Below are 24415 nucleotides of genomic sequence, written 5' to 3'. Positions count from 1 at the left end.
ACCCCAGAACCCCAACAGCATGCCTAAGACCCTGCCACAACACACAGGACGCCAATACTCCACAAGAAGCCAACCCATCCACCAACGCCCCACACGAGACGCACTGAATGAGCCCTTACAAAACGCTCCTTAGAAAGGAGGTGATCCAGCCGCACCTTCCGGTACGGCTACCTTGTTACGACTTAGTCCTAATCACCAGTCCCACCTTCGACGACTCCCCCACACAACGTGTTAGGCCACCGGCTTCGGGTGTTACCGACTTTCATGACTTGACGGGCGGTGTGTACAAGCCCCGGGAACGTATTCACCGCAGCGTTGCTGATCTGCGATTACTAGCGACTCCGACTTCATGAGGTCGAGTTGCAGACCCCAATCCGAACTGAGACCGGCTTTCCGAGATCCGCTCACCCTCACAGGCTCGCAACTCTTTGTACCGGCCATTGTAGCATGCGTGAAGCCCTGGACATAAGGGGCATGATGACTTGACGTCATCCCCACCTTCCTCCGAGTTGACCCCGGCGGTCTCCACTGAGTCCCCACCATAACGTGCTGGCAACAGTGAACGAGGGTTGCGCTCGTTGCGGGACTTAACCCAACATCTCACGACACGAGCTGACGACAGCCATGCACCACCTGTGAACCAGCCCCACAAGGAGGCGCACCCATCTCTGAGCACTCCCAGTCCATGTCAAACCCAGGTAAGGTTCTTCGCGTTGCATCGAATTAATCCGCATGCTCCGCCGCTTGTGCGGGGCCCCGTCAATTCCTTTGAGTTTTAGCCTTGCGGCCGTACTCCCCAGGCGGGGTACTTAATGCGTTAGCTACGGCACGGAATCCGTGGAATGGACCCCACACCTAGTACCCACCGTTTACAGCGTGGACTACCAGGGTATCTAAGCCTGTTCGCTCCCCACGCTTTCGCTCCTCAGCGTCAGGAAAGGTCCAGAGAACCGCCTTCGCCACTGGTGTTCCTCCTGATATCTGCGCATTCCACCGCTCCACCAGGAATTCCATTCTCCCCTACCTTCCTCAAGTCAACCCGTATCGAAAGCACGCTCAGGGTTAAGCCCCAAGTTTCCACTTCCGACGCGATCAACCACCTACGAGCCCTTTACGCCCAATAAATCCGGACAACGCTCGCACCCTACGTATCACCGCGGCTGCTGGCACGTAGTTAGCCGGTGCTTCTTCTACAGGTACCGTCACACAAGCTTCGTCCCTGCTGAAAGCGGTTTACAACCCGAAGGCCGTCATCCCGCACGCGGCGTTGCTGCATCAGGCTTGCGCCCATTGTGCAATATTCCCCACTGCTGCCTCCCGTAGGAGTCTGGGCCGTATCTCAGTCCCAATGTGGCCGGTCACCCTCTCAGGCCGGCTACCCGTCACCGCCTTGGTAGGCCACTACCCCACCAACAAACTGATAGGCCGCGAGCCCATCCACAACCACCGAAGCTTTCCAACCCCCACCATGCAGCAGGAGCACATATCCAGTATTAGCACCAGTTTCCCAGCGTTATCCCAAAGTTGTGGGCAGGTTACTCACGTGTTACTCACCCGTTCGCCACTCGAGTACCCCAAAAAGAGGCCTTTCCGTACGACTTGCATGTGTTAAGCACGCCGCCAGCGTTCGTCCTGAGCCAGGATCAAACTCTCCAATGAAAAAATATCACCCACCCCACACCACACAGGCACAGGGCAACGGTGTCAACATGAAGAATCCAAAACACTAACCCCAAACACTGACCAAAAAATCCAGTCCATGTCCAGAATCACAAAGGAATCCATAAACAAATCCGACACACCAAAAAGATGCATCAAAAAATCATTGACTATCAAAGACACACTGTTGAGTTCTCAAACATCACACCCACAGAACAACCCCACCAACAAGCAGGACCACCCCAAGGCGACCCGACCAACCCTACCACACCAAGCCCCGACACACAAAACCGAGACCAACCAGCAGAACCAGCCACAATCAGCTCACCACCCCTAAAGGCAGCAACCCAATCAACCTTACCAGATCAACCCCGACTCATCAAAGCCATCGGGCTGAGATCCAGTTCGGCTGCTATCTGGGAGCCGCTTCAAGCAGTCCCTGACAGCTCGGAAGACATTACACATGAATGAACGATGATGCAAATTAGGGTGCCGCTGTCACCATATCCCCTTGTCAAAGGCTGTTCAGCGGAAGTCACGGGATCTCGTGGGTACTGATAAATCGAGGGCTTCCAACCGATCTGCTTGCAAACTCGTCACTCCCTCGTCGCTTCTTTCCAAAATCCCCCGCACCACCAAAGCTCGCGACGTCCGGGCCACACGTCGGTGATGCTTCCATGCACCCGGAGTGACGATGACGTTGAGCAGGCCGGTTTCGTCCTCCACGTTGAGGAAGGTCACTCCCCCAGCTGTCTCGGGTCTCTGCCTGTGGGTGACGATTCCAGCAACTTCTGTACGCCGTCCAGCCTCGACGGCACCCAACCGATCAATGCGGACCACACCTCGCCGATCGAGGACGCTCCGGACGTGGCGAACAGGATGGTCTGCCGTGCTGATTCCGGTGGCACGGAGGTCGTCATCCAGTAGCTCCAGTTGACTGGGTTCGGCGAGCAAAAGCGGTTGGGTAACCTTTGAACATCCAGCTGGCCCGGCCACACCGTCAATCTGGCCGATCTGCCACAGAGCACCGCGTCTGGAACCCACAAGGTCGTCGAAGGCACCTGCCAGGGCAAGGGCCTCCACCTCTTCCTTGCTCAGTTCAACCCGCCGAGCGAGATCGTCAAGATTGGTGAACGGTTCACGGTCCCGCTCCTCAACGATCCGGGTGGCCGTCTCGGTACTGATACCCGAGACGTCAGAGAGCCCCAGTCTGACCGCGAGGTGGGTATCCCGACGATGACCACCGTCATCACAACTGGGATCGAAGGAGCCGATCTCGGACTCGTCGTGATCATGGAGACAGTCGCCCTTCCCGGTCTCGAGATTACCATCCTCAAGATCCAGTGGTTCCAGGTCAGCCCCCACCGACGACTTCCTCAGATCTGGACGTCGCGTCACCACACCATGCCGTCGGGCATCAGCCACCAGGATCGCCGGGGAGCAGAACCCCACCGGTTGACTTCGCAGCAGGGCAGCAAGAAAAGCCGCCGGGTAGTGCAGCTTGACCCAGGCTGAGGTGTACACCAGTCCGGCGAAACTCAAGGCATGGGACTCGGCAAATCCAAAATTCGCGAAGGACTCGATGCGGGAATAGATGTCCTGGGCGGTGTCGTCGTCGATCCCATTGGCTGCCATCCCCTCGAAGAGCCTGGCGCGCAGGGAGCCAATGCGCTCCACCCCCGCGTTTGGACCCCATCGCTCGGCGCAACAGGTCAGCGTCGGCAGCCGTACAATTGCCGACCATCGTGGCCATCTGCATGAGCTGCTCCTGGAAGAGCGGGATCCCCAGGGTGCGCTCGAGCACTGGTTCGAGCAGAGGATGAGGATAAGTGATCGGTTCAGCACCCATGCGTCGTCTGATGTAGGGATGCACCGCGCCTCCCTGCACCGGACCTGGACGAATGAGCCCAGTCTCCACGGCCAGGTCATAGAAACACCGTGGTTTGAGTCGGGGCAAGGTGCCGATCTGGGCTCGACTCCCGACCTGGAAGACACCGATGCTGTCACCACGACACAACATGTCGTAGACCCCCGGCTCGTTGCGCGGGATCGAAGCCAGGGTCCGGGAGCGTCCGCAGTGCCGGGAGATGAGATCAAATGAAATGCTCAGCGCCGAGAGCATTCCCAGCCCCAGCAGGTCGAATTTCACCAACCCCATCGAGGCACAGTCCTCCTTGCCCCACTGCACCACCGTGCGACCAGGCATCCGGGCCGGCTCGATCGGACAGATGCGTCCCACTGGTTCTCGGGTCATCACCATCCCGGCTGAGTGAATGCCCAGGTGACGTGGCAGACCTACCACCTGCTGGGCCAGGGCGATGACGTCGTCTGGGATCTCGGAGACATCGGAGTTCTGGGAGTTCAGCGGTACCGATCGTCTCTCCACCTGACGGGACCACGCGTCCTGCTGCCCTTGGGAATAGCCGAGGACTTTGGCCATGTCACGGATGGCGCTGCGCGGCCAATAGGTGATGACGTCAGCCACCTGGGCAGCATTGCGCCGTCGGTACTTGGCGTAGACGTACTGGATCACCTCCTCACGAAGTCGACGTCGATGTCCGGCTCCTCCTCGCGCAGCACCGACAGGAACCGCTCGAAAGACAGTCCGTAGAACACTGGGTCGACGACGGTGATGCCCAACACGTAACACACCGCCGAGGCCGCCGCTGATCCACGTCCTTGACACAAGATCCCCTGGGACCGGGCGAACTCCACGATGTCGGAAACGATGAGGAAGTAGCCGGCAAAATCTCGGGCTTCGATGAGGTCAAGTTCCGTGGCCAGTCGGTCCTTGGCCACCGGATCGTCCCCGTAACATCCCTGACGACCTTCCTCCACCAGATGTCGCAGCCAACTGATGGGAGTGTGACCTTCAGGCGCCTTCTGGTCGGGCAGACGCGGACGCACCGACCTCAACTGGAAAGCCGTTCTCTCAGCCACAGCCACGGTGTTGTCCACCGCGTCTCGATGACGGCTGAACAGGTCTGCCATCTCCACCCCGCTACGCAACCTCGCCACCGGGCCGGGAGGAAGCCAGCCGTCCATCTCGTCAAGACTGCGTCGGGCTCGCACCGCTGGCAAAGCACAAGCCAGCTCGAGCTGCTCAACACCAGCGTAGTGGGCGGCTGTCGTCGCCACTGTTGTCAGACCATGACGACCCGCCAACTCAGCGAGGATGTCGTTGTCACGGGAATCGGTAGGAGCACGATGATCGGTCAGCTCGACCAGGACGTTGTCAACACCGAAGAGGTCAACCAGGTGGCGAAGCTCGACCTCGGCCTGCGGCACTCCCTTGGCCAGCCTCTGTCTCACCGCTCCTTTGCGACACCCGGTGAGGACGGTCCAGTGCCCATCGGCCACCTCGGCCAGATAAGCGTCGGTGAGGGCTCCTGCCAAGCGGCGATACCCTTCCGGGCCATTGGCCACCACGAGCAGATGGCTGCCCACCGGATCGGCAACCCCGTTCTGAGGCTCCGGCACCCCGATGGACAACTCCGACCCGATGATGGTGGGAAGACCACAGGCTTCAGCCGCTTCAGCCATCCTGACGACTCCGTAGAGGCCGTCATGATCGGTCAGGGCAAGCCCCCGACAACCCCAACTCCACCACCCGGGCGACGAGGTCCTCCGGGCTGGAGACACCGTCAAGAAAACTGTAGGACGAGTGACAGTGCAGCTCGGCATAGGGCACCGCCGGCCCCTTGGGGCGGGCAGGACGGCTGTCAAGGGGCTTGCGGACGCGGCGATATCCAGCCTGGTCGACGTAACTGTCCTGATGGTCATTGGGGAGACACCACCCCGAGATACGTCTCTCCAGCTCCCGCCACGGAATCGGAGGATCGTGATAGCTCACCCTGATCACGCCTCGTCGTAACGAGCCTCGACCCACCACCGGTCAGCTGACCCGCCAACACCCACGCCTGTTGGTCCTCGGTGACCAACTGCACTCGCTTCACGGAGACAGCCGGGATACTCCACCACCTCTGGTACACCGGCCATGGCCCGGCCAGGGACGATCCACTGGACGCGCATCCTCGGCAACCGTCCCGAAGGGAATCAGTCGGCGTCGGTCCTTGAGCATCCGGCCACCGGCGACCTCCCCCACCAGGATTCCTTCGGGCCCCAGCCTCTCCTGCAACTGGGAGATGACGTGGACGAGATGCTCGGTGGGTCTGGCTCCGAACAGCCCCTCAGCTGTCTCACCCGCACGATGAACGGTGGGGACGATCCGCACCGCCTCGACACCGGACTGGCAGAACTCATCAGCGCCAAACTCGTCGATGCCACGCGGAAGGTCGTCGAGACTGGCGGGACAGCCGAGCCAACAGATCGTCACTGCTGAATTGCCAGGGTTGACGCCAGGTGCGCTCAGACAACCCCGTGGTGGCCCGGATGAGAATGCGAGCGTGAGAACACACCCGACCGTTGGCTGCCAGACCTGCCATGAACTCCTCCACCACAGGACGCACCACGGCCACCACCTGGGCACCGGAAGGTTCCGGATCGTCAAGGACGACTTCCAGGGCGTCGTCGTCCTCGGGCCGGTGGGATGACAGCACCGTGACGTCCATGCCACGTGCCCAGTCGTGGGCGCGCTGACCGACCTCCGCGAACCGCTGGACGACATGCTGACGATCCAGACCGGCGAAGGAGCCAACAGTCGTCAGACCGAGGTGGCGCAAGGTTCGGACCAATGCTTCATCGGCTCGTCCGGTACGTGCCAGAACCGAGACGTCGTGGGGAGCCAGAAAGGCCGTGGACATCCCGGGATTGAGGATCCTCGGGTCATGATTCTCGGGACCGGCCACCTCGGTGGCAGCCACCTCTGCTGCGAACAGTCCGTCCGCCACCGAAATCCCTGCATCCGGGTACCCGATCCGAGCCAGCACCTCGGACATGTGCTGCGCAGCGGCGCGTTCGCCACCATGGAAACGCGCAACTCCGCGAGCAGCTACCGCGGCAACCCCTGGTCGCACCACGTGGGCCGAAGGTGCCACTGACTTCTCGATCTCACGAACCACCTCGTCGAAGAGAATCCCCTCAGAGTCAGGATCGTGAGGCACGACAACGGCGTCGGGGCAACGCAGCTGGGCAGCTCTCACTCGCAGCCCAGGGACCACCCCTTCCTCGACCGCCCGGGAACAGCAGTCGACGACGATCCCGCGATCAACGACCAGAAGAGGGTCATTCCCACGCTGACGGCGAGAAGCCGCCACGATTCGCCACCCGGGAATCACTGCCATGAGGGCACGAATCGGGGTTGCACTGAGCCGTTCAGCAGGCATCAGTCCCCTCCTCGGCAGGATGTACCCCGGTACCGGTACGAACGAGCCGCACGGAACGGTTGTGGTGATGTCTCACCACCGTCACCTCAAGCTCCTGAGCAGACAAACAGCCGTACCCCTGGCCGAGCCCTCGCCACCTCATGGTGCGGACGTCGATTCGGGCGGCAGGGTTGGGCCACGGCCCCAGTACCACCAAGACCGAGCCGCGAGAACGCAGCCTGGCCATCAATCGTCTGCTGGCCGTCATCGGCAGCGGTGGTGGAGCTGCGGCGATAACGACGTCTAGGCCCTCGATGAGAGTGGCAACCGTCTCAAGCCAGTTCCCTGGATGGGGCACGAGCACCAACCGCGACAATTCCACTCCTCACTGCCGAGCCGCCTCGACACTGAGCTCAGGGAGTCCGACCGCCCCACACCAGCCATGGGTCAGAAGTCCCAGCCCGACTGAGGACGCACCATCCAGCCGGTACACCGCGGGCATGAGTCCACCGGGGAAAAGGGGTTGGAGCAACGGGTGAATGGCATGCCCACTGGGAGCCTCCAATCCGTCGACACCACGGCTCACCAACTCTTCGACGTTGATCATCACGCACCCCCTTGTCCGGCACTCGTCAGCCCCTCGCAGCTGACGGGAATTACCGTGACACGCGTGCCCGACAGGTTTTCCGACACCCAGCCAAAACACCAGCGAACAACCTTGTCAACAAACATTTGGAGACCACAGAGGCCTCCTCGTCATCGGCGGGGCGCACCAGGGCCGTCATCCCTTCCTGTCATGATTGGGGCCATGACCTCGTCACCTGGAAGACACCGCACCTCCCCGCGGCTGCAACTGGCCCTGCTGGCCGGGCGGACAGCTGCAACAGCCTCCCGCCTGGCGGGTAAGGGCTCGGGAGCATCAATCCGTGGCCGGGTGACGATGAAGTTGGCCCCCAACGCCTTGCCCGAGCTGCTGGCAGACCGTCGCATCGCCAGCGTCACCGGCACCAACGGCAAGACCACAACAACCCATTTCCTCACCGCCGCGGTGAAGGCTGGGACTCCTGAGGGCCACCGAGACGTCGTCACCAACGCCGATGGGGCCAACCTGCATCATGGCATCGTCTCGGCCCTGGGAGAGGCCCCTAACGCCACCATCGCCGTGTTGGAGACCGACGAGAGAGTCGTCGCCGACCTCGTCGCGATGGGCAGCCCGGAAATACTGGTCCTGCTCAACTTCAGCCGTGACCAGCTGGACCGCAACCACGAACTGACCTTCCTGGGACGCGACTGGCGCACCGCCCTGGAGATGGCCGCCGAACATGGCCCGACGGTGGTCGCCAATGCCTGCGATCCGCTCATCGTGTGGGTGTGTCAGAAGGCTCGTCACGTCATCTGGGTGGACACTAAACCCCGTTGGACCGCTGACTCGACGCTGTGCCCCAACTGCGGCGCCGTCCTCACCCATGGCGAGGACGGTTGGGATTGCCCCGGATGTGAACTGCGTCAGCCTGTTGCCGACTGGTGGGTGGAGGGTCACGACGCTGTCGAGGCTTCCGGGAAACGATTCCACCTCAACGTCCAGGTGCCCGGTTCCTTCAACCTCACCAACGCCACCTGCGCCCTTGCCGCAGCCGTCCACATGGGCATCCAGCCCGAAGACGCGCTGCGCGGGATCGCCACGGTGGAGTCCCCTGCTGGTCGCTATGCCACCTGCACCATCAGCGGCACCCATTGCCGTCTTCTGCTGTCGAAGAATCCTGCTGGCTGGACCGAGTCCCTGCCGCTGACGACCTCCGATCCGCTGGTACTCGCCATCGATGCGGTGGCTGCGGACGGCAAGGACGTCTCCTGGCTGTGGGACGTCAATTACGAGCAGCTGGTCGGACGGACCGTCATCTGCACCGGCCCGCGTGCCCTTGACCTGGCCGTGAGGCTGCACTATGCCGGCGTGGAGCACGTCGTCATCGAGGACCTCTCCCAGGCCCTCAGCTCCCCGTTACTGGCCGGCAAATGGGACCCTGACCATCCCATTGACGTGCTGTCGACCTACACCCCCTTCCAGAAACTGCGCCGACTCGGAGGACTGGCATGAACACCGACCGTCCCAAGATCGTTCTGCTGTACCAGTCCCTGTTGGGCATCTACGGCGACCACGGCAATGCTGTCGTCCTCACCAAGAGGCTGCAATGGCGCGGCATTGGCGCCGAGCTCGTCACCGTCGAGCCCGGTCAGAAGGTGCCCACGGACGGGGCCGTCTATCTGTTGGGAGGCGGCGAGGACACCGCCCAGATCACCGCTGCCCGGGAGCTCAAGGCCGATGGCGGACTGTTCACCGCCCTTGACAAGGGTGCCATGCTCTTCGCCGTGTGCGCCGGCTACCAGATCTGCGGCAAATCCTTCACCATCGGAGACCGTGACGAGGTCATTGAAGGACTCGGGCTTCTCGACATCGAGACCCGACGCGGTCTGGAGCGTGCTGTCGGGGAGGTTCTGCACATCTGGACCCAGCCAGACGGGAGCACCTGCCCGATCACCGGTTTCGAGAATCACGGCGGCTGGACAGAACTTGGTTCTGATGCCAAACCGCTGGCCGCTGTCGAGGTTGGCTGGGGCAACGGCAACCGTCGCGACGAAGGAGCCGTGCAGGGGCATGTCGTCGGCACCTATCCGCACGGACCGGTTCTCGCACGCAACCCCCAACTCGCCGACCATGTGCTTGAAATGGCTCTAGGAAGCCATTTGGAGCCCCTCGACCTGCACGAGATCACAGCGTTGCGGCAGCGTCGAATCGATGCCGCACGCACCGGTCGACCATGACCTTGCCACCTCGATTTTGCATCCTGGCCGAAGTCCGCTACTGTTTTTTCTCGCCGGCGCTGCTAGCTCAATTGGCAGAGCAGCTGACTCTTAATCAGCGGGTTCAGGGTTCGAGTCCCTGGCGGCGCACCGGAGCAGAAGCCGTTCCATCCTGGCAGCAGGATGGAACGGCTTGTTCAATGTTCGCCTCCTGTTCGGACACAAAACGCCCCAGTCTGCCTCCTCCCCCGATGTCAGAGGTTGTCCAGTCGCCAAGACGGCAATCCCAGCGACGACGCTCGGAGCGGTACCCACTTTCCACAATGAATCAGACTGATCCAGCCAGATACCAACACCGTTCTGACCATTCATGTGGGGGAAAGCCCCCCAATCCCACTTGTCGTGCACAATTATTCAGGTTCATCGCGAACCTATGTGCACACATGCCAGGGAGTCGGTGTACTATCCTGCCTGAGGTTGTGACCTGTCGCACCTGCAAGAAATCGCTGATGCGTACGTGATGTCGCTGTCGACATCGCTCAGTTCAAGGAGGAAGAAGTCGCATGACGCACTACACACACTCTCGCCGCGCCTTCATCCAGGGCTCCGTCGGAGCCCTGGCGCTCGGTGCCTTGGCAGCTTGTTCCAACGGAGATTCGAAGGGCTCCGATTCCAACAAGCCCGCAGCCAAGGGCGCAGACTTCACTGGCGAAGGCCCCATCAGCTGGGTGCAGGGCAAGGACTTCTCCGGTGGAATGGTCCAAAAACACGTTGATGAGTGGAACAAGAAGTACCCCAAGGAGAAGGTCACTCTCATCGAATTGTCCTCGGAGGCCGACCAGCAGCGCCAGTCACTCATCAACGCCGCTCAGACGAACTCTGCCGCATACGACGTCGTCAGCCTTGACCTGGTGTGGGTTGCCGAGTTCGCGGCCAACCGCTGGATCATGGAGCTCCCGCAGGACATGAAGCCCGCTGACGTCATTGACTCGGTGTGGGAGGCCGGTTCATACCGCGGCAGGCAGTACGCCGCTCCGTACGTCACTGACGCCCCGATTATGTACTACCGCAAGGACTTCCTCGACAAGGCCAAGGTCGAGGTTCCCAAGACCTGGGAAGACGTCAAGAAGGCCACCGAGGCCGTCCGCAAGTTACCAGGCATGCAGGACATCGGTGGGTTCGGTGGCCAGTGGGCCAAGTACGAGGGCCTCACCTGCAACATCGCCGAGTTCATCAACACCTGTGGTGGTGCGATCGTCGACGACTCCGGAAAGGTGACCGTCGACTCCCCCGAGTCCATCAAGGGCATCCAGACCGCTATCGACGCTTTCAAGTCCAAGCTCATCCCGACCGCAGCCCTGGAGTGGAAGGAAGAGGACAGCCGTAACGGCTTCGAGTCCGGCAAGGTCCTCTTCCTGCGCAACTGGCCTTACCAGTACGGCAACGACATGAAGGAACTCGGACCCGACAAGTTCGGCGTCGCCCCGCTGCCCTCCATCGACGGCAAGGACTACATGCCGACCCTGGGCGGCCACAACTGCGCCATCACCTCCAACTGCAAGAACAAGGCCACGGCCCTCAAGTTCATCAAGTGGTGGACCAACAAGGAGTCCCAGCAGTACAACCTCGAGAAGCAGTCCAACGCACCGATCTACGGCGAGTTGTACACCAAGGACGAGAACGTCAAGAAGATCCCGTACCTGCCGCCCCTGAAGGCCTCCTTGGACAGCGCCAAGGGCCGTCCACATGCCGTCGCCTACGGTGACGTCACCGCAGCCATCCAGGACGCCATCTACCCGGCCCTTCAGGGCAAGACGGACGCCGAGAGCGCCGCAAAGCAGCTGGCCGACAAGCTGAAGACGATCATCAAGGCCTGATCGTCACGCAGACCGCATGGATACGGCGGGGACGGGTCACCCACCCCGCCGTATCCATGACACCGCTCGCACTAACCGGCAGACAGCACCGGGAACAAGGAGCCTCATCATGACCACTGCAACAGTGGAGAAGACCCACAAGCGGTCTTCACGGGCAAGAGCTCAGGAACGCCTCGCCCTGGCGCTCATCACGCCCACCCTCATCGTCCTGACGATCGTCATCGTCATCCCAGTCATCCAGTCGGTGAGACAAGCCCTGTACGGACAACCGGGATTGGATCCCGAAACCGGATTCGTCAACGACAACGAGCCGTTCGTCGGGATGAAGAACTTCGCCGACATCTTCACCGGCTCCGGGGATCGATTCTGGAACGCGTTCTGGAACACCACCCTCTTCGGTGTCGTCACGGTCGTCCTCGAGACCATCCTGGGCGTCATCATGGCGCTGATCATGCATCGGGCGATGGCTGGACGCGGCGTCGTCCGAGCCGCCATCCTCGTCCCCTGGGCGATCCCGACTGCCGTCTCCGCCATCTTGTGGGGCTGGATCTTCAACCAGAACGGCGTCGCCAACGCCATCCTCGGCCAGCACATCATGTGGGCCTCGGGCAACTGGACGGCCAAGTGGTCAATCATCATCGCCGACGTCTGGAAGACCGCCCCGTACATCGGTCTGCTGACACTGGCAGGTCTGCAGGTGATTCCCACCGAGGTCTACGAGGCAGCCAAGGTGGATGGGGCCAATGCGTGGAGGAGATTCGTCTCGATCACCTTGCCACTGGTCAAACCAGCTCTGGTCGTCGCCGTACTGTTCAGGACCCTTGACGCCCTGCGCATGTTCGACCTGCCGTTCATCCTCGTCGGCCCGCGCAGGAACTCGGTCGAGACGCTGTCGATGCTGGTCCAGGACGAGGCCTCGAACCTGAGGTACGGCGCGGCTGCCGCGTACGCAATCATCCTGTTCCTCTACGTGTTCATCATTGCCTTCGCCTTCATCAAGATCCTCGGCGCCGATCTCATCGGTGACGGGCACAAGCGCAAGCCGATGAAGGCCAGCACCTTCGTCAACGGCGGACGTCCGGGCGGACGTCGGGCTCGGGAGAAGGCCAACGCCGCACAAGCCGCGGCTACGAATGGCAAGGAGGTGTTGTCATGAGCGCCGCAACCGTAACCGCCCCGGGAGCCATCGATCAGGAAACCCACCACAAGAACAACGCTTGGGCCAAGGTGCTTCCGGTCATCGGCATCATCCTCATCGTCATCTACTGCCTGGCACCCTTCTACTGGATGGTCGTGTCCTCACTGCGTCCTGACAACGAGATCTTCGACAACACGTGGTGGCCCGCTCACCCGTCGTTGGAGAACTACCAAGCCGTCTTCCAGCCGGACAACAATTTCCTGCGCGGCCTGATGAACTCCCTCGTCGTCTCGATCTCGGTGACGATCATTGCCCTGCTCATCGCCACCTTCGCCTCCTACGCCCTCGCGCGTCTGGACTTCCATGGCAAGAGCGGATTCCTCATCCTCATCATCGCGACGTCGATGTTCCCGCTGGTGGCCATCATCGTCCCACTGCTGAAGAATTTCTCGGCATGGCACTGGATCAACACTTACCAGGCCATGATCATCCCAGACCTGTCATTCTCACTGCCCTTGGCAGTGTGGAACCTGACGACCTTCTTCAAACAGATGCCCGACGAGCTCGAGCAGGCCGCCATGATTGATGGCTGCTCCCCCGCCCAGGCTTTCCGCAAGATCATCCTGCCGCTGGCCGCCCCCGGCATCTTCACCACGGCGATCATCGTTTTCATCGGTGCGTGGAACGAGTTCCTCGTCGCCGTCACGATGATCAACGATCCGAAGATGGAGCCTGCCACGGTGCTGCTGTCGAAGTTCACCGGTGCTTCGCAGTTCAACACTCCCTTCGGCTCCCAGATGGCTGCCGGCGTCGTCATGACGGTGCCACTGGTCATCATGGTGCTGGTCTTCCAGCGTCGGATCGTCGCTGGTCTGGCTGCCGGTGGTCTCAAGTGATACCCGCCTGACGACGTAGTTCGGCCCCGGTCTGCAATGGACCGGGGCCGAATTGATGCTGGATCTGTACGTGTCGATCAGCTCATGCCGAGCCGATACTCAGGCAGCACCCTCCTCGCGCTCAGCTGCAGCCTGTGCACGCAGCAGGGCGGCCTGCTTCAACATCTTCTCCGCAAGGTTGCTCACCGACGAGTCATCGGTGTCGAGCTTGCCGTACTTCTTGGCATTCTTCTTACCGAGCTTGGCGTTCATCTTGGCAGCCTTGGCATCACCCTTGCGACGCTGTTTGGCCTCCTTGCGAACCCGCTTGGCCTCGGAGAGCTGCAGCTTCTCGAGCTTACGGCGAGCAGTGGCTCCGGTGGCGCGACCGACGATCGCACGCAGCACGATGATGCCAGCAATGCCGGCAGCGAGCGCACCTGCGGCGATGCCGATGCGATCCATCCGCCAGCCGTGCTCGTCCTTGACCTGGCCCTTGACCTGATCGAACTCACCCTGCACGTAGTCACGGGCGCGATCGGTGGCTTCGCGCTTGAGTGTGGCCGGATGCACCTCTTCCACGAGGCTCTCCACCCCGGCCGCCAGACGAGCACGAGTCGCTGCAATGTCCCGCCTGATCTCATCAGCGGAGCGCTCGTCCTTCGCCTTCGACTTGCTATCAGCCATGTGACCCCTCCTGGTGCCGTGTCTGCGCTTTGCGCCGGCGTAGGCGCGGCGCTGGTCTGGCAATAGCCTATATCGTTGAGGTCATGAGCACCCGTCTTCAGCCCGGTAATGCGGCCCCTGATTTCACTTTGTCCGCCGCTGACGGCAATCAGATCACCCTTTCCGACTTCGCTGGCAAGCAGGTCATCGTGTACTTCTACCCCGCGGCCATGACGCCCGGGTGTACCACACAGGCAGTTGACTTCACCGCCCACCTGGACGACTTCACCACCGCAGGCTACGACGTGCTGGGCATCTCCCCCGATCCCGTTGACAAGCTGCAGGAGTTCGTCACCAAGGAATCGTTGACGCTAACCCTGCTCTCCGACGAGTCCAAGGAGGTCATGAAGGCATACGGTTCCTACGGACCCAAGAACGTCTACGGCAAGGAGATCGTCGGTGTCATCCGTTCCACCTTCGTCGTGGACGTCGATGCGGACGGCAATTGCACCATTGCCGAGGCACAGTACAATGTTCGCGCCAAGGGTCACGTCGACAAGCTGCGCCGGGAGCTGGGTATCAGCGACTGACCCGCACCGTTGGATCGAGTGTTCCTTGGTTCCGGGACCGCGATGTCCCGTTGCCGGAGTGGTGGAATTGGCAGACACGCAGGATTTAGGTTCCTGTGCCGCAAGGCGTGAGGGTTCAAGTCCCTTCTCCGGCACCAGCACGATCAGCCCGGCGACATGATCTTGTACCGAGCATTTTTCACAAGCTTCCTCGTGGCAGACATGCACTGAGGCTGTCCGGGCTGCCAAACCATACTTTCCACGCCTCAGTGGAACGCCGCCCAAGAGCAAAGCACGATCGGATGTGTGACCGATCCCGCGGCAGGAGCGGTTGTACACGACGCCGCACGACAACCCCGGGCCAGTGGGCCGTTCCGCGTGTGGATTTCCGGCGCGAGCGGGTGACGGTTGCCACGAGACGTGGCAACCGCCGGGATCCCGAACACGATTGCCACACGCCGTTTTCCCGGAACCGCGTCTCCTGCGCGTCTGCCAGATCATTGGTCCTCGGTTCGCCGTGGCGATCCTGCACCGAACAACCCCACCTGCCACATGGCGTAGCAGCCACACCGTTCAGCACCATGCTTGCCACACGTCACTCGATGAGGTGCCATGCACGAACCCCGCACAGTCAAAAACTGACCCAGCGCTCGAGCGCGCACCCCACACCCGCCGCACCGGACCCACACTCACCGAATCGGGAGCAGGGAACAGGGGAGCCACCGTGGCAATCCTGCACCGAACGACCTCACCTGCCACGTGGCGTGGCACAACCCCCACTCCCACACACGATTGCCACAAAGGCACGAGCAGGGCAGTGCCCCACCCCCTTGCCGGATCGTCACGCCAGGGCATCCCCCACCACGCCTAGGCATTTACCGACACCAGGGCATCCGTGGTCATCCTGTGCTAGACGCTCCCCCGTGCCACGTGCCGTGGTATGGGATCCAGTTCAACCCAGGATTGCCACAGCAGCTGAGCTGAGTCACTGCCCTCGGCTGTCATCATGGCGTGGTCCCTGAGGAGATGTTAGATTCTTTACACAAGATGCTTTAAACGAAAGGTTGAAAACAATGGCGTTCGGGGCCTTCGACAGTCAGATCACCCGCCGTGGCTACGTGACCGAGGCAATGGACACCATCTGGTCCGAACGATCAACGGTACAGAGCTGGTACGACGTCGAGGCAGCACTGGCTCGCGTGCAGACGAAGCTGGGAATGATCCCCGAGGGCACCGGAACCCGAATCACCCAGCAGGCGAAGGCCACGGATGCCGTCATGGAACGTATTTTTTCTGGGACGGCAGGAAATCCCTTTGCCCTGGGACTTGACTGCCTTCGGCAGACCCTTGACGAGACGACCCGCCGATGGGTCCATTTCGGGGCCACGACCCAGGACATTCTCGACACCGCTCGAAACCTGCAGATCCGTGACTCGCTCGATCTCATCGATTCCTGCACCAATGACCTTCTGAAAATCACGCGACTGCTGGCCGACAGGCATGCGGAGACCATCATGGTGGCACGCACCAATGGTCAACATGCTGTTCCCACCACTCTCGGCATGAGATTCGCCAGATGGACCGCCGATCTCGAGCGATCCCGTGAGCGCATGACGCAGACCCGGCACCGTTGCCTTCTCGTGCAGTTCTCCGGTGCAGCAGGCACATACGCCTCGATGGGATCGCATGGCGCAACAATTGCCGTCGAGATCGCCAGAGAACTCGGACTCACCTGCGAACTCATCGCCTGGCATGCCTCACGGGACGCCCTCACGGAGCTCTCCTGCAACCTGGCCATCCATGCACAGGTTCTGGCCAAGATCGCCGAGGACCTCTACAACATGCAGCGCACCGATCTTCGGGAAGCGGCCGAGGCCCTTGATCCGCATCTCTCCGGATCGAGCACCATGCCTCAGAAACGCAATCCGTTCTCCACCATGAAAATCACTGCCGCAGCTCGTATGGCTGCCGGTGCGGCAGCCACCGTGCTCACCAACCCGCCCGGTGACTTCGAGCGGGACCACCGACAACTCGAGGTCGAGCGCGACGCAGTTCCCCGAATCCTGGCGGCAGTCGACGGGGCCGGACAGAAGCTGTTGACACTGTTGAACGCACTGGACTTCAACGTCGACCAGCTTGCCGCCAACGCTCATCGAGAAGGAATCCTGCTCGTCAGCGAAGGCATCATGATGGAGCTTGCCCCACGCCTCGGCCACGAGGAGGCTCACGACCTGCTGCAGGAATTCTCCGCTGCCCATCGAGCCAATGGAATCAGCCTGCACGACTTCATCGACGCGCATCCGCACGTTGCCGAGAAACTGTCAGGTCTCGATCTTGACGAGCTGTCCGACCCGTCTCGCTACACCGGTCTGTCCGCCAAGCTCTCCCACCTCATTGCCGAGGACCGGCCCCACACCGGCAACGACGTCATGGGGTGATGAACACCCCGAGGTCGTCGAACAAACCTTGCATGGCTCTGACCCTGCCCCGCTCGACGTCTGGATCGGTCGGGGCCAGGGCCGCCACCAGGGATTCCAGCAGGATGAGACAGCAGACGCGCGACCGGAAGGCGGTCGACGACTCCGAGGCCACCAGCAGGACGTGCTCGGCGTATCGACGCATCGGGGTCGAGGAACGATTCGTGAGCAGGATGGTGGTCATGTCGCGCTCGTGGAACATCCGTAGCACGGATTCGACCATCCGGGAGTGCCGGTCGAAGACGGACGCCAACAGGATTGCGTTGCTGGGCAGATCAATGAGCTGGTGCGCCATGCGGTCGGTCGATTCCAGCAGAATGACATGGGGCCGGTAGTAGCGCACCAGCAGGCTGAAGTAATCCAGCAGCGTGTGCCCGGTGGCGGCTGCCACGAGGTACACCGGCCGCGAGTCATCCTTCAACACCTCAACGACACGATCGAAGGCTTCGCCGTCCAACGCCCCCAGGCCAACGTCGATACTGCGTCGAGCAGCCTCCATCTTCGAGCGCCACATCGCACCCGGCGCGTCAGATTCAGGACTCCTGGTGGCGCGGTCACTGGGCAGATCAAAGTTTGCTGCCACCTCCTCACGCAGGCATCGTGAGAAATCGCGGAAACTGGCATATCCCAGTTTGCGAACGAACCGCGTCACCGATGCCGTCGAGACGTCGGTGGCCGCACTGATCTCGTCAAGGTTCTCCAGAGCCAGATGGGGAAAGTCGTCCTCGAAGTACTGGGCAATCACACTCTCTGTCGGAGTCAGCTCCTGCAAGGCTGCAAGTCGTCCATACAGATCCCCGGATTCCTCCGCCATCGTGGCGCCCCCTGTACACGCGTCCGTCACCACGAAATCTCGTGGCGGGCTTCACCCTACCGGTGCTCAGATGAGCACCAGACTCGAGATCATCATGACGATGAAACCCACCAGCATCGGAAGTGCCGTGCGACGCACCACCGCCATCGGCGAGATGCCCGCGGCACCAGCCACCGTGATGACCACCCCGGAGATTGGTGAGACCGAGCGAAACAGCCCACCACAGAACTGCATCGGGTTGACGATACTTGCCGCGCTACCACCGAGCCCCTTGGCAATGCCTGGGGCCAGGGAGGCGAATGCCGTGAAGGACCCCACCCCGGATCCGGTGAGGAAGGTCACCACACCGACGACCACACTGAACAGGACTGCCATGCCCCACAGTGGGAGACCAACGCCCTCGGCACCATTCACCAGGAGTTTGATGACTCCAGCCTGCTTGAGACCTTCGGCGAACAGCTGGGCACCGATGATGAGGGGGACGACCTTGGCGAACATATTGCCCATTCCGACGAACATGGCGTTGGCGTCACCCAGAACCTCCGAGCGATCGTGGTTGCGTATCAGCTCGACGAGGATGGTCACCAGCCACACCAGCAGGAATGCCGACACGGTCGACAGCTGCACGGATTTCACAGCCAACGGGCTGAAGACGATGAGCAGGATGATCGGCAGCAACAAGAAGATGGCATACCACGTGGGAGCCTGGCGAGCTGCCGCAGGATCCTCGTCGCGATGCTCGGCACTGTCGTCGCCACCCCTGCGATCCAGGCGACGCTGGACGAAGAAATGAGTGATGGCCACTGCAACAACCGTGGGGATCGCAACCGGAAGCTGATCGCGGACGAAGTACACCGCCGGGGAGAGTCCCACAGTGTGGGCGGCCAGGATCTCCGTGCCAGTGGCAGGCCCGATGGGCAGGGCACTCGTCGTGGCGATGACTGCGGCACCAGCTGCGGCGCTGGCCCCCGAAGCGGTGATGATCGGCATCATGATGACGACGAGCAGCATGGCCAGGCCCGCGGCGCTCGGGATGACCATGAAGAGCAGCTGCCCCAGGACGTAGGTGAACACCAGGATGAGATAGGGCTGCTTGAGCCTGGTGACAGGCCCAATGACGATACGTACCAGCGCCTCGGTGGCCCCAATACGGTTCATGTAGGCCGAGAATCCACCAGCGGCCATGATGATGAGGCCAACCCCGGTGAGCTGGCTCTTCGCAATCGACTCGATGAGCCCGATGATGTCGAACCAGACGCTCCCGGAGCTCTCATCGCCTTCCAACAACGGGACCGACGGTCTGAGAATGACGCGGATGAGGACCAGCAACAGACCGGCCCCCAACAGCACCAGCACAGGCTTGTACCTCTTGACCAGCAACCAGCCGGCCAGAACGGTCACGACAAGCGCGCACAGCGCCAGCACCGTCGTCATGATGACCTCCTCGTCATGTGACCCATCACGATGAAAGTAAATATACATCTTTGCATCTGCGCGATGAATAACTGACATATTCTTGTCGGGAAGATTTTCTGCGCCCTGAAGGCCACTGTCCAAGGAGCACCGATGCGTCCAACGTCACTGAATCACCGAGCACGATCATCACTGCACGTGTTGATCTGTCTACTGCTCATCATCATTGGTGCAGTGGGTTCGAGCCTCGCACAGCGTGACGGTGGAAAGGTCAACGTCCAAGGACTGGTGATTCCGGGCAAGGACGGCGCCCTTGTCAGTGCTGATCTGTTCCGCCCCGACACGGCCACCGAGAAGAACAAGGCTCCGATGGTCATCGTGAGCCCCGGTTTCCAACGCACCAAGGAGACCCAGATCTCGTACTCCATGGAGCTTGCTCGCCGGGGATACGTCACCCTGGTCGTCGACCCGTACAACCAGGGCGAGTCGACCTCCCAACCACCGACCAATGACGATCCGAGCATCAAGCCAGCCATCGACTACGTCTCACGCACCACCACGTTGAACTACGTGGACAAGTCCCGGATCGGCATCACCGGCCATTCCGCCGGCGGATCACAGGTACGCCGCATGGCAGCAGAGTATGGCGCCAAGGAATCCAAGGCCCTCAAGAAGGCCAAGAGCCCCAACTCCCCCGGCGGCACCACGATCACCAAGGAGGAACGAGAGAAGGCCGAGGCCCTCAACCCCATCCGATCAGTGTTCATCTCCGGATGGCTGCAGAAACTCGACGCGAAGAAGTTCAAGAAGGTCCACTCCAATGTCGGCATCGGCTACGCGTTCTACGACGAGGGCGGCTACCGCAACAAGAACGGCAATGGAGATCTGCGCACCGCACCAGAGGCGTTGGCCGTCATCAACTCCGGACTGCCGGAATCCCAGCACGTCGACCATGTCGTCATCGGCAAGGGGTACGGATCGACCAGCGACCGTACCTATCGCGTCGCCTACAATGACCGCACCATTCACCCCTTCCAACCTCTGACACCCAGCGCCATCGGATCGATGATCCAGTTCTTCGACGACACCCTGGGCGCACCACACGCCATGAGCACCACCAATCAGACATGGTGGCTCAAGGAGCTGTGCAACGGTCTTTCCCTCGTCGCAGCCCTGGTGATGCTGGTACCCCTTACGAAGCTCCTGCTGACCATCCCGTGGTTCTCCCCGGCGCGCACCGAAGTCTGCCCGGCACCGGCGAAGCCGCGAGGCCGAGGCGCGGTGATTTTCTGGACGATCTTCGTCATCTCGGCCGCTGTGGCATGCGTGACCTTCATACCGTTGTCAGCGGCCAGCCAGCAGGTCTTCTCGGCCGCGGCGAACAAGCAGAACGGCTGGTTCTTCCCCGGCCGTATGGTCAACGCCGTCGTGCTGTGGTCACTGGTCAATGGTCTGTTCGGCCTGATCCTGCTGTGGATCGGCCACAGCATGTCGAAACATCGTGGTGCGGACGAGCCCCGGAGCTGGGGGGTTCGGATGACTTGGGCCCAGACCGGACGCACCCTGGCCCTGGCACTGCTCGTCATCACCATCTTCTACACGATCCTGGCCATCGTGTACGGGTTCTTCCACGTCGACTACCGTCTGTTCGTCGTGGCTGCTCGTCCACTGACGAAACGCTGGTTACTCATCGGCCTGACATATGTGCCCGCACTGTTCCTGTTCTTCTTCTCGAACTCGTTGCGCGTCAACGCCTCGATGCGGTTCGGCAACCAACGTCGCTGGGTCAACTGGCTCATCATCGCCTTGGCCAACTCCATCGGTCTGGCTGCGATCTTCGTCATCCAGTACGTCACCTTCTTCAGCACCGGAACCGTGTACTGGACGACGAACTGGCTCTACGTCAACATGCTGCAGTCGCTGCTGCCCATGATGATCGTGCTGCCGTTGTTCAACCGCGCGTTCTACCACGCCACCGGACGGGCCTGGCTGGGCCCGATCGTCACGACGACGATTTTCACCCTCATGGCACTGGGCGGATCGGTGGCGTACATCCCGATGTTCTGAGGTGACGAGGCACAACGGATCCACGGACTGAGACAGCTCACAGGGTCCAAGGGAAGATGAGGAGTATCAGCAACCAGACAAGTTGGCTCCAGAGAATCACGGAGCACGTCAGAACAAGAACAGCCATGAAACCCATTCGCAGGATTACTGATCCACCATTCGTGTAAATATGTTCTCGCGTTTTCCCCAGAACCCATCCTGCAAGGATGAATACCGCCAAGGGAATCAAATAGACGACGAAGGCCCTGCCGCTGAGGGCGGTGCCAGCTGGCATCTCCATGTATTTCGGCTTCGGTACGAAACCGTGGTAGACGATCGTCAGCAGAATCCCGAGGAGGGTGGACATGACAACACCGATCATCAGAGCCCTGCGCCCCCTGTCAGCCGGGTTCCCACAGGGACGAACCTTCCTCCCCCACAAACCAGAAACCCATCCCAGTACGGGAAACGCAATTGCGACAAGATCCAACCTCACGTTCCCCGAACCATCACTCACCGGAAGAACATCGGGAATCCGCAGCACGACAACCCAGCAGACTCCAGCGATGACTCCGATGATGAGGCCGTTGAGGGGTTCGCGACGGTACTGATCCTTGGGTGTGTTGTTGTGGATGGTCATCGTGGTGCCTTAACGTCAGACGAGTAGCGCGTCGTGGGAATGTATTTAGAACTCAAAAAAGAATAATGTATTTAAAAATAAGCTAATTGCGAACCAAGCCGCTGTAGACAGATATAGACCAAGAGCAACCCAGGCGCTCATCTTTGAGATTACCGAGTGGCGATCACTCGGAGTATTAACTTTAGCAATACTGAGCCCCCACCCGGTAATGGGAAACACGAGCAAGGGAGCCAGGAACATAACAAAAGCTTTGCAACTGAAAGTGGAATCATCTGGTACCTCAAAAGTTTCCATACCCGCAACAAGACTGTAAAAAGTGATGGACACAAGTATCCCAGTGGTGGTTGTCATGACGATGCCAACCATCTTGACTCTACGTTTCTTTTTCGCCGGGGTTGCGCAACCGTAGGCTGTTCTGCCCCACAAACCAGTTATCCATCCAAGCACAGGTAAGGCCAAGGCAATAAAAGCCATTTTGATGTTCCGTGAATACCCGCCCATCGGAAATAAGAAAGGTAATAAAAACTCAACTGCCCAGACGGCTCCGACGATGATGCCGATGATGAGGCCGTTGAGGGGCGCGCGACGGTACTGCTGCTGCGCTGCGTTCTCACATGTCGTCATCGCTGTGTCTCGGTTGCGCTGGCGAGGCTGAAGGTCGATGGCGAGGGTGCCAGGGCCAGTGCCGCAGCGATTCTCGCTACGGCAGCTGTGGTTATCAGAAACATCTCATCAGATTCTTTCCGAGGGTTTAGGTTCGATTTTCTGAGGCGCTTGCACGCCAATTTCAGACCTGTTAAGGAGGAGCTGTGTTACTGGAGGATACGCAGCAGCTATCCAGTTCGGTGGGACGCAGTTTAACCAGATATTGTCATGATAACACATATGCTCACAGCCGAGCTAAACGATCATGACGCTTGTCGTCATACAGAGAGACCATTCAGGGTGCGAAAAAGAATAATATATGAAGGTACAAGCTGAAAAAAAGCCAAAACCCCACACACAGGGACAGCAGCACAAGCACCATGAGAGTCATCGTTGGAATGACTCTGCGGCTATCGTTGCTCACCCGGATGACACCAAGGGTCCAACCAGCGAGGGGGAATGGGATCAGCGGCAGCACGTACAGAACCAACGCCTTCCAACTGAAAGCTGCGTTACGGGGTACGCTCATCGGATCCCGATCCGTGCTGATGGAATAGAAGGCAATGGCCGGGATGACCCCGATCAAGGTCGTGGTAACAGCATGGAGCATCTTGATGTCACGCCGCTGCGCGGACAAGGGTCTGTGCGAAATGATGCTTCTTTCGCACAGACCGTCAATCCATCCGAGTAGAGAAAACGACAACACCAATCCCAAGGCGACCGCCAATATTGCGAGATTGAACTCCGTTCCCTCGGAAGCCAAGAGGAACACGGCCGCGCAGACGGCTCCGACGATGGTGCCGATGATGAGGCCGTTGAGGGGTGCGCGGTGGTACTGCTGGTCAGGTGTTGCTGTCATCCGCGCCTCACGGTTTCATCATCGGGGTGACAGGGCTGCCTAGGTGCCTTGGCTGTCAGTGATTGTGTAGTCATATTTTGGAGTGCGGTCAGAAAATTATCCATATCCAGAACCAGAAAACTACCATTATGGCGAACCAACATATGAAGCACAACAACAGAACAATGATCGACATGAGCGTCATCGATGCGAAAATTCCACGGAAATCCATGCCGTTGTTCATTCGAATAGCGCCGAGCGCCCATCCACCACATGGGAATGGAATCAGTGCCAGCAGATATAGGATAAGTGCCCCGATTTTTGGGGCTGTGTCGAGCTGTGACCCAAGAGATTGTGGGTCCTGAAAGAAGTCAGAGAAGAAGATTGCTGCGGTGGCGATTCCGATCATGCTTAGCGTTGCAGCGTAAAGTATTTTTGTTTTACGTCGCTCCCATGAAGGTCATCCACGCGAATCTCGGGGAGGTGAACCACCTCACCTTGGAAAACACGACGAATACAATCGCCCAGACGGCTCCGACGATGGTGCCGATGATGAGGCCGTTGAGGGGGCGCGATGGTATTGCTGGTCGGTTGTGTTGTCGTGGGTGGTCATCGTGGTGCCTTCCGCTCTTAATTCTTAGTTTGGTTCTTGCTGGCAGCTGAGCGGTTGTCTGGTAATGGGAACATCGTGGTCT

The 24415-nt window shown here is 60.4% G+C and carries 15 protein-coding genes, 2 tRNA genes, 1 rRNA gene and 4 pseudogenes; 11 read left to right on the top strand and 11 right to left on the bottom strand.

From position 1 onward, the window contains the following. Nucleotides 1–133 precede the first annotated feature (133 nt). From ACUCCZ_RS02835 to ACUCCZ_RS02820, 4 genes and pseudogenes are all read right to left on the bottom strand, one after another. Nucleotides 134–1659 (bottom strand): 16S ribosomal RNA (locus tag ACUCCZ_RS02835). A 525-nt stretch (nucleotides 1660–2184) separates the two neighbouring features. Next, nucleotides 2185–5350: pseudogene (locus tag ACUCCZ_RS02830) on the bottom strand (error-prone DNA polymerase). Between the two features lie 167 nt (nucleotides 5351–5517). Next, a pseudogene (locus tag ACUCCZ_RS02825) lies at nucleotides 5518–6944 on the bottom strand (Y-family DNA polymerase). Further along, a pseudogene (locus ACUCCZ_RS02820) lies at nucleotides 6934–7530 on the bottom strand (hypothetical protein). The pseudogenes ACUCCZ_RS02825 and ACUCCZ_RS02820 overlap by 11 nt, the downstream one beginning before the upstream one ends. Before the next feature lie 333 nt (nucleotides 7531–7863). Here ACUCCZ_RS02820 and ACUCCZ_RS02815 point away from each other — a divergent pair. From ACUCCZ_RS02815 to ACUCCZ_RS02790, 6 genes are all read left to right on the top strand, one after another. Further along, the gene (locus ACUCCZ_RS02815) at nucleotides 7864–9018 is read left to right on the top strand and encodes a DUF1727 domain-containing protein (RefSeq protein WP_435917963.1); all 1155 of its coding nucleotides are present in this window, start codon (nucleotides 7864–7866) and stop codon (nucleotides 9016–9018) included. Next, nucleotides 9015–9743, top strand: a complete 729-nt coding sequence (locus ACUCCZ_RS02810; RefSeq protein WP_435917715.1) for a type 1 glutamine amidotransferase — start codon at nucleotides 9015–9017, stop codon at nucleotides 9741–9743. Before ACUCCZ_RS02815 ends, ACUCCZ_RS02810 begins: the two co-directional genes overlap by 4 nt. Before the next feature lie 56 nt (nucleotides 9744–9799). Continuing rightward, nucleotides 9800–9872, top strand: a tRNA-Lys gene (locus ACUCCZ_RS02805). A 413-nt stretch (nucleotides 9873–10285) separates the two neighbouring features. After that, nucleotides 10286–11599 carry an ABC transporter substrate-binding protein gene (locus tag ACUCCZ_RS02800; RefSeq protein WP_435917716.1) on the top strand — a complete coding sequence of 438 codons (1314 nt, stop codon included), beginning with the start codon at nucleotides 10286–10288 and terminating at the stop codon, nucleotides 11597–11599. Between the two features lie 109 nt (nucleotides 11600–11708). Beyond that, on the top strand, nucleotides 11709–12755 hold the full coding sequence (locus ACUCCZ_RS02795; RefSeq protein ID WP_435917717.1) for a carbohydrate ABC transporter permease: 1047 nt from the start codon (nucleotides 11709–11711) through the stop codon (nucleotides 12753–12755). After that, on the top strand, nucleotides 12752–13633 hold the full coding sequence (locus ACUCCZ_RS02790; RefSeq protein ID WP_435917718.1) for a carbohydrate ABC transporter permease: 882 nt from the start codon (nucleotides 12752–12754) through the stop codon (nucleotides 13631–13633). The genes ACUCCZ_RS02795 and ACUCCZ_RS02790 overlap by 4 nt, the downstream gene beginning before the upstream one ends. A gap of 99 nt (nucleotides 13634–13732) precedes the next feature. Here ACUCCZ_RS02790 and ACUCCZ_RS02785 read toward each other — a convergent pair whose 3' ends face one another. Then, nucleotides 13733–14299 (bottom strand): DUF3618 domain-containing protein, encoded by a 567-nt coding sequence (locus tag ACUCCZ_RS02785; RefSeq protein ID WP_435917719.1) that lies wholly within the window; start codon nucleotides 14297–14299, stop codon nucleotides 13733–13735. Nucleotides 14300–14382: 83 nt separating this feature from the next. On the opposite strand from ACUCCZ_RS02785, the gene bcp reads away from it, so the two are divergent. The 4 genes and pseudogenes from bcp (at nucleotide 14383) to ACUCCZ_RS02765 (ending at nucleotide 17285) form a co-directional block, all read left to right on the top strand. Further along, nucleotides 14383–14868 carry a thioredoxin-dependent thiol peroxidase gene (bcp, locus tag ACUCCZ_RS02780; protein ID WP_435917720.1) on the top strand — a complete coding sequence of 162 codons (486 nt, stop codon included), beginning with the start codon at nucleotides 14383–14385 and terminating at the stop codon, nucleotides 14866–14868. 52 nt (nucleotides 14869–14920) lie between these two features. After that, nucleotides 14921–15005, top strand: a tRNA-Leu gene (locus ACUCCZ_RS02775). A gap of 915 nt (nucleotides 15006–15920) precedes the next feature. After that, nucleotides 15921–16124 (top strand): annotated as a pseudogene (locus ACUCCZ_RS02770) (lyase family protein); the annotation flags it as partial. Beyond that, nucleotides 16125–17285 carry a lyase family protein gene (locus ACUCCZ_RS02765; RefSeq protein WP_435917964.1) on the top strand — a complete coding sequence of 387 codons (1161 nt, stop codon included), beginning with the start codon at nucleotides 16125–16127 and terminating at the stop codon, nucleotides 17283–17285. Here ACUCCZ_RS02765 and ACUCCZ_RS02760 read toward each other — a convergent pair. Both ACUCCZ_RS02760 and dcuC read right to left on the bottom strand, forming a co-directional pair. Further along, nucleotides 17275–18138, bottom strand: coding sequence for a MurR/RpiR family transcriptional regulator (locus ACUCCZ_RS02760; RefSeq protein ID WP_435917721.1), 864 nt, complete (start codon nucleotides 18136–18138; stop codon nucleotides 17275–17277). The genes ACUCCZ_RS02765 and ACUCCZ_RS02760 overlap by 11 nt on opposite strands. Before the next feature lie 66 nt (nucleotides 18139–18204). Next, complete coding sequence (gene dcuC, locus ACUCCZ_RS02755; protein ID WP_445439688.1) at nucleotides 18205–19572, bottom strand: C4-dicarboxylate transporter DcuC; 1368 nt, start codon at nucleotides 19570–19572, stop codon at nucleotides 18205–18207. Nucleotides 19573–19704: 132 nt separating this feature from the next. On the opposite strand from dcuC, the gene ACUCCZ_RS02750 reads away from it, so the two are divergent. Next, nucleotides 19705–21618, top strand: coding sequence for an alpha/beta hydrolase (locus tag ACUCCZ_RS02750; protein ID WP_435917723.1), 1914 nt, complete (start codon nucleotides 19705–19707; stop codon nucleotides 21616–21618). A gap of 37 nt (nucleotides 21619–21655) precedes the next feature. Here ACUCCZ_RS02750 and ACUCCZ_RS02745 read toward each other — a convergent pair whose 3' ends face one another. The 4 genes from ACUCCZ_RS02745 to ACUCCZ_RS02730 form a co-directional block, all read right to left on the bottom strand. Then, the gene (locus ACUCCZ_RS02745; RefSeq protein ID WP_435917724.1) at nucleotides 21656–22237 is read right to left on the bottom strand and encodes a hypothetical protein; all 582 of its coding nucleotides are present in this window, start codon (nucleotides 22235–22237) and stop codon (nucleotides 21656–21658) included. A 45-nt stretch (nucleotides 22238–22282) separates the two neighbouring features. Then, nucleotides 22283–22861, bottom strand: a complete 579-nt coding sequence (locus ACUCCZ_RS02740) for a hypothetical protein (protein ID WP_435917725.1) — start codon at nucleotides 22859–22861, stop codon at nucleotides 22283–22285. 316 nt (nucleotides 22862–23177) lie between these two features. Next, complete coding sequence (locus ACUCCZ_RS02735) at nucleotides 23178–23741, bottom strand: hypothetical protein (protein ID WP_435917726.1); 564 nt, start codon at nucleotides 23739–23741, stop codon at nucleotides 23178–23180. An 88-nt stretch (nucleotides 23742–23829) separates the two neighbouring features. Beyond that, nucleotides 23830–24129, bottom strand: coding sequence for a hypothetical protein (locus ACUCCZ_RS02730; protein ID WP_462981545.1), 300 nt, complete (start codon nucleotides 24127–24129; stop codon nucleotides 23830–23832). Nucleotides 24130–24415 lie beyond the last annotated feature (286 nt).

The organism is Cutibacterium nasicola, assembly GCF_052654715.2.
This window is presented reverse-complemented; position numbering and strand designations above follow the sequence as displayed.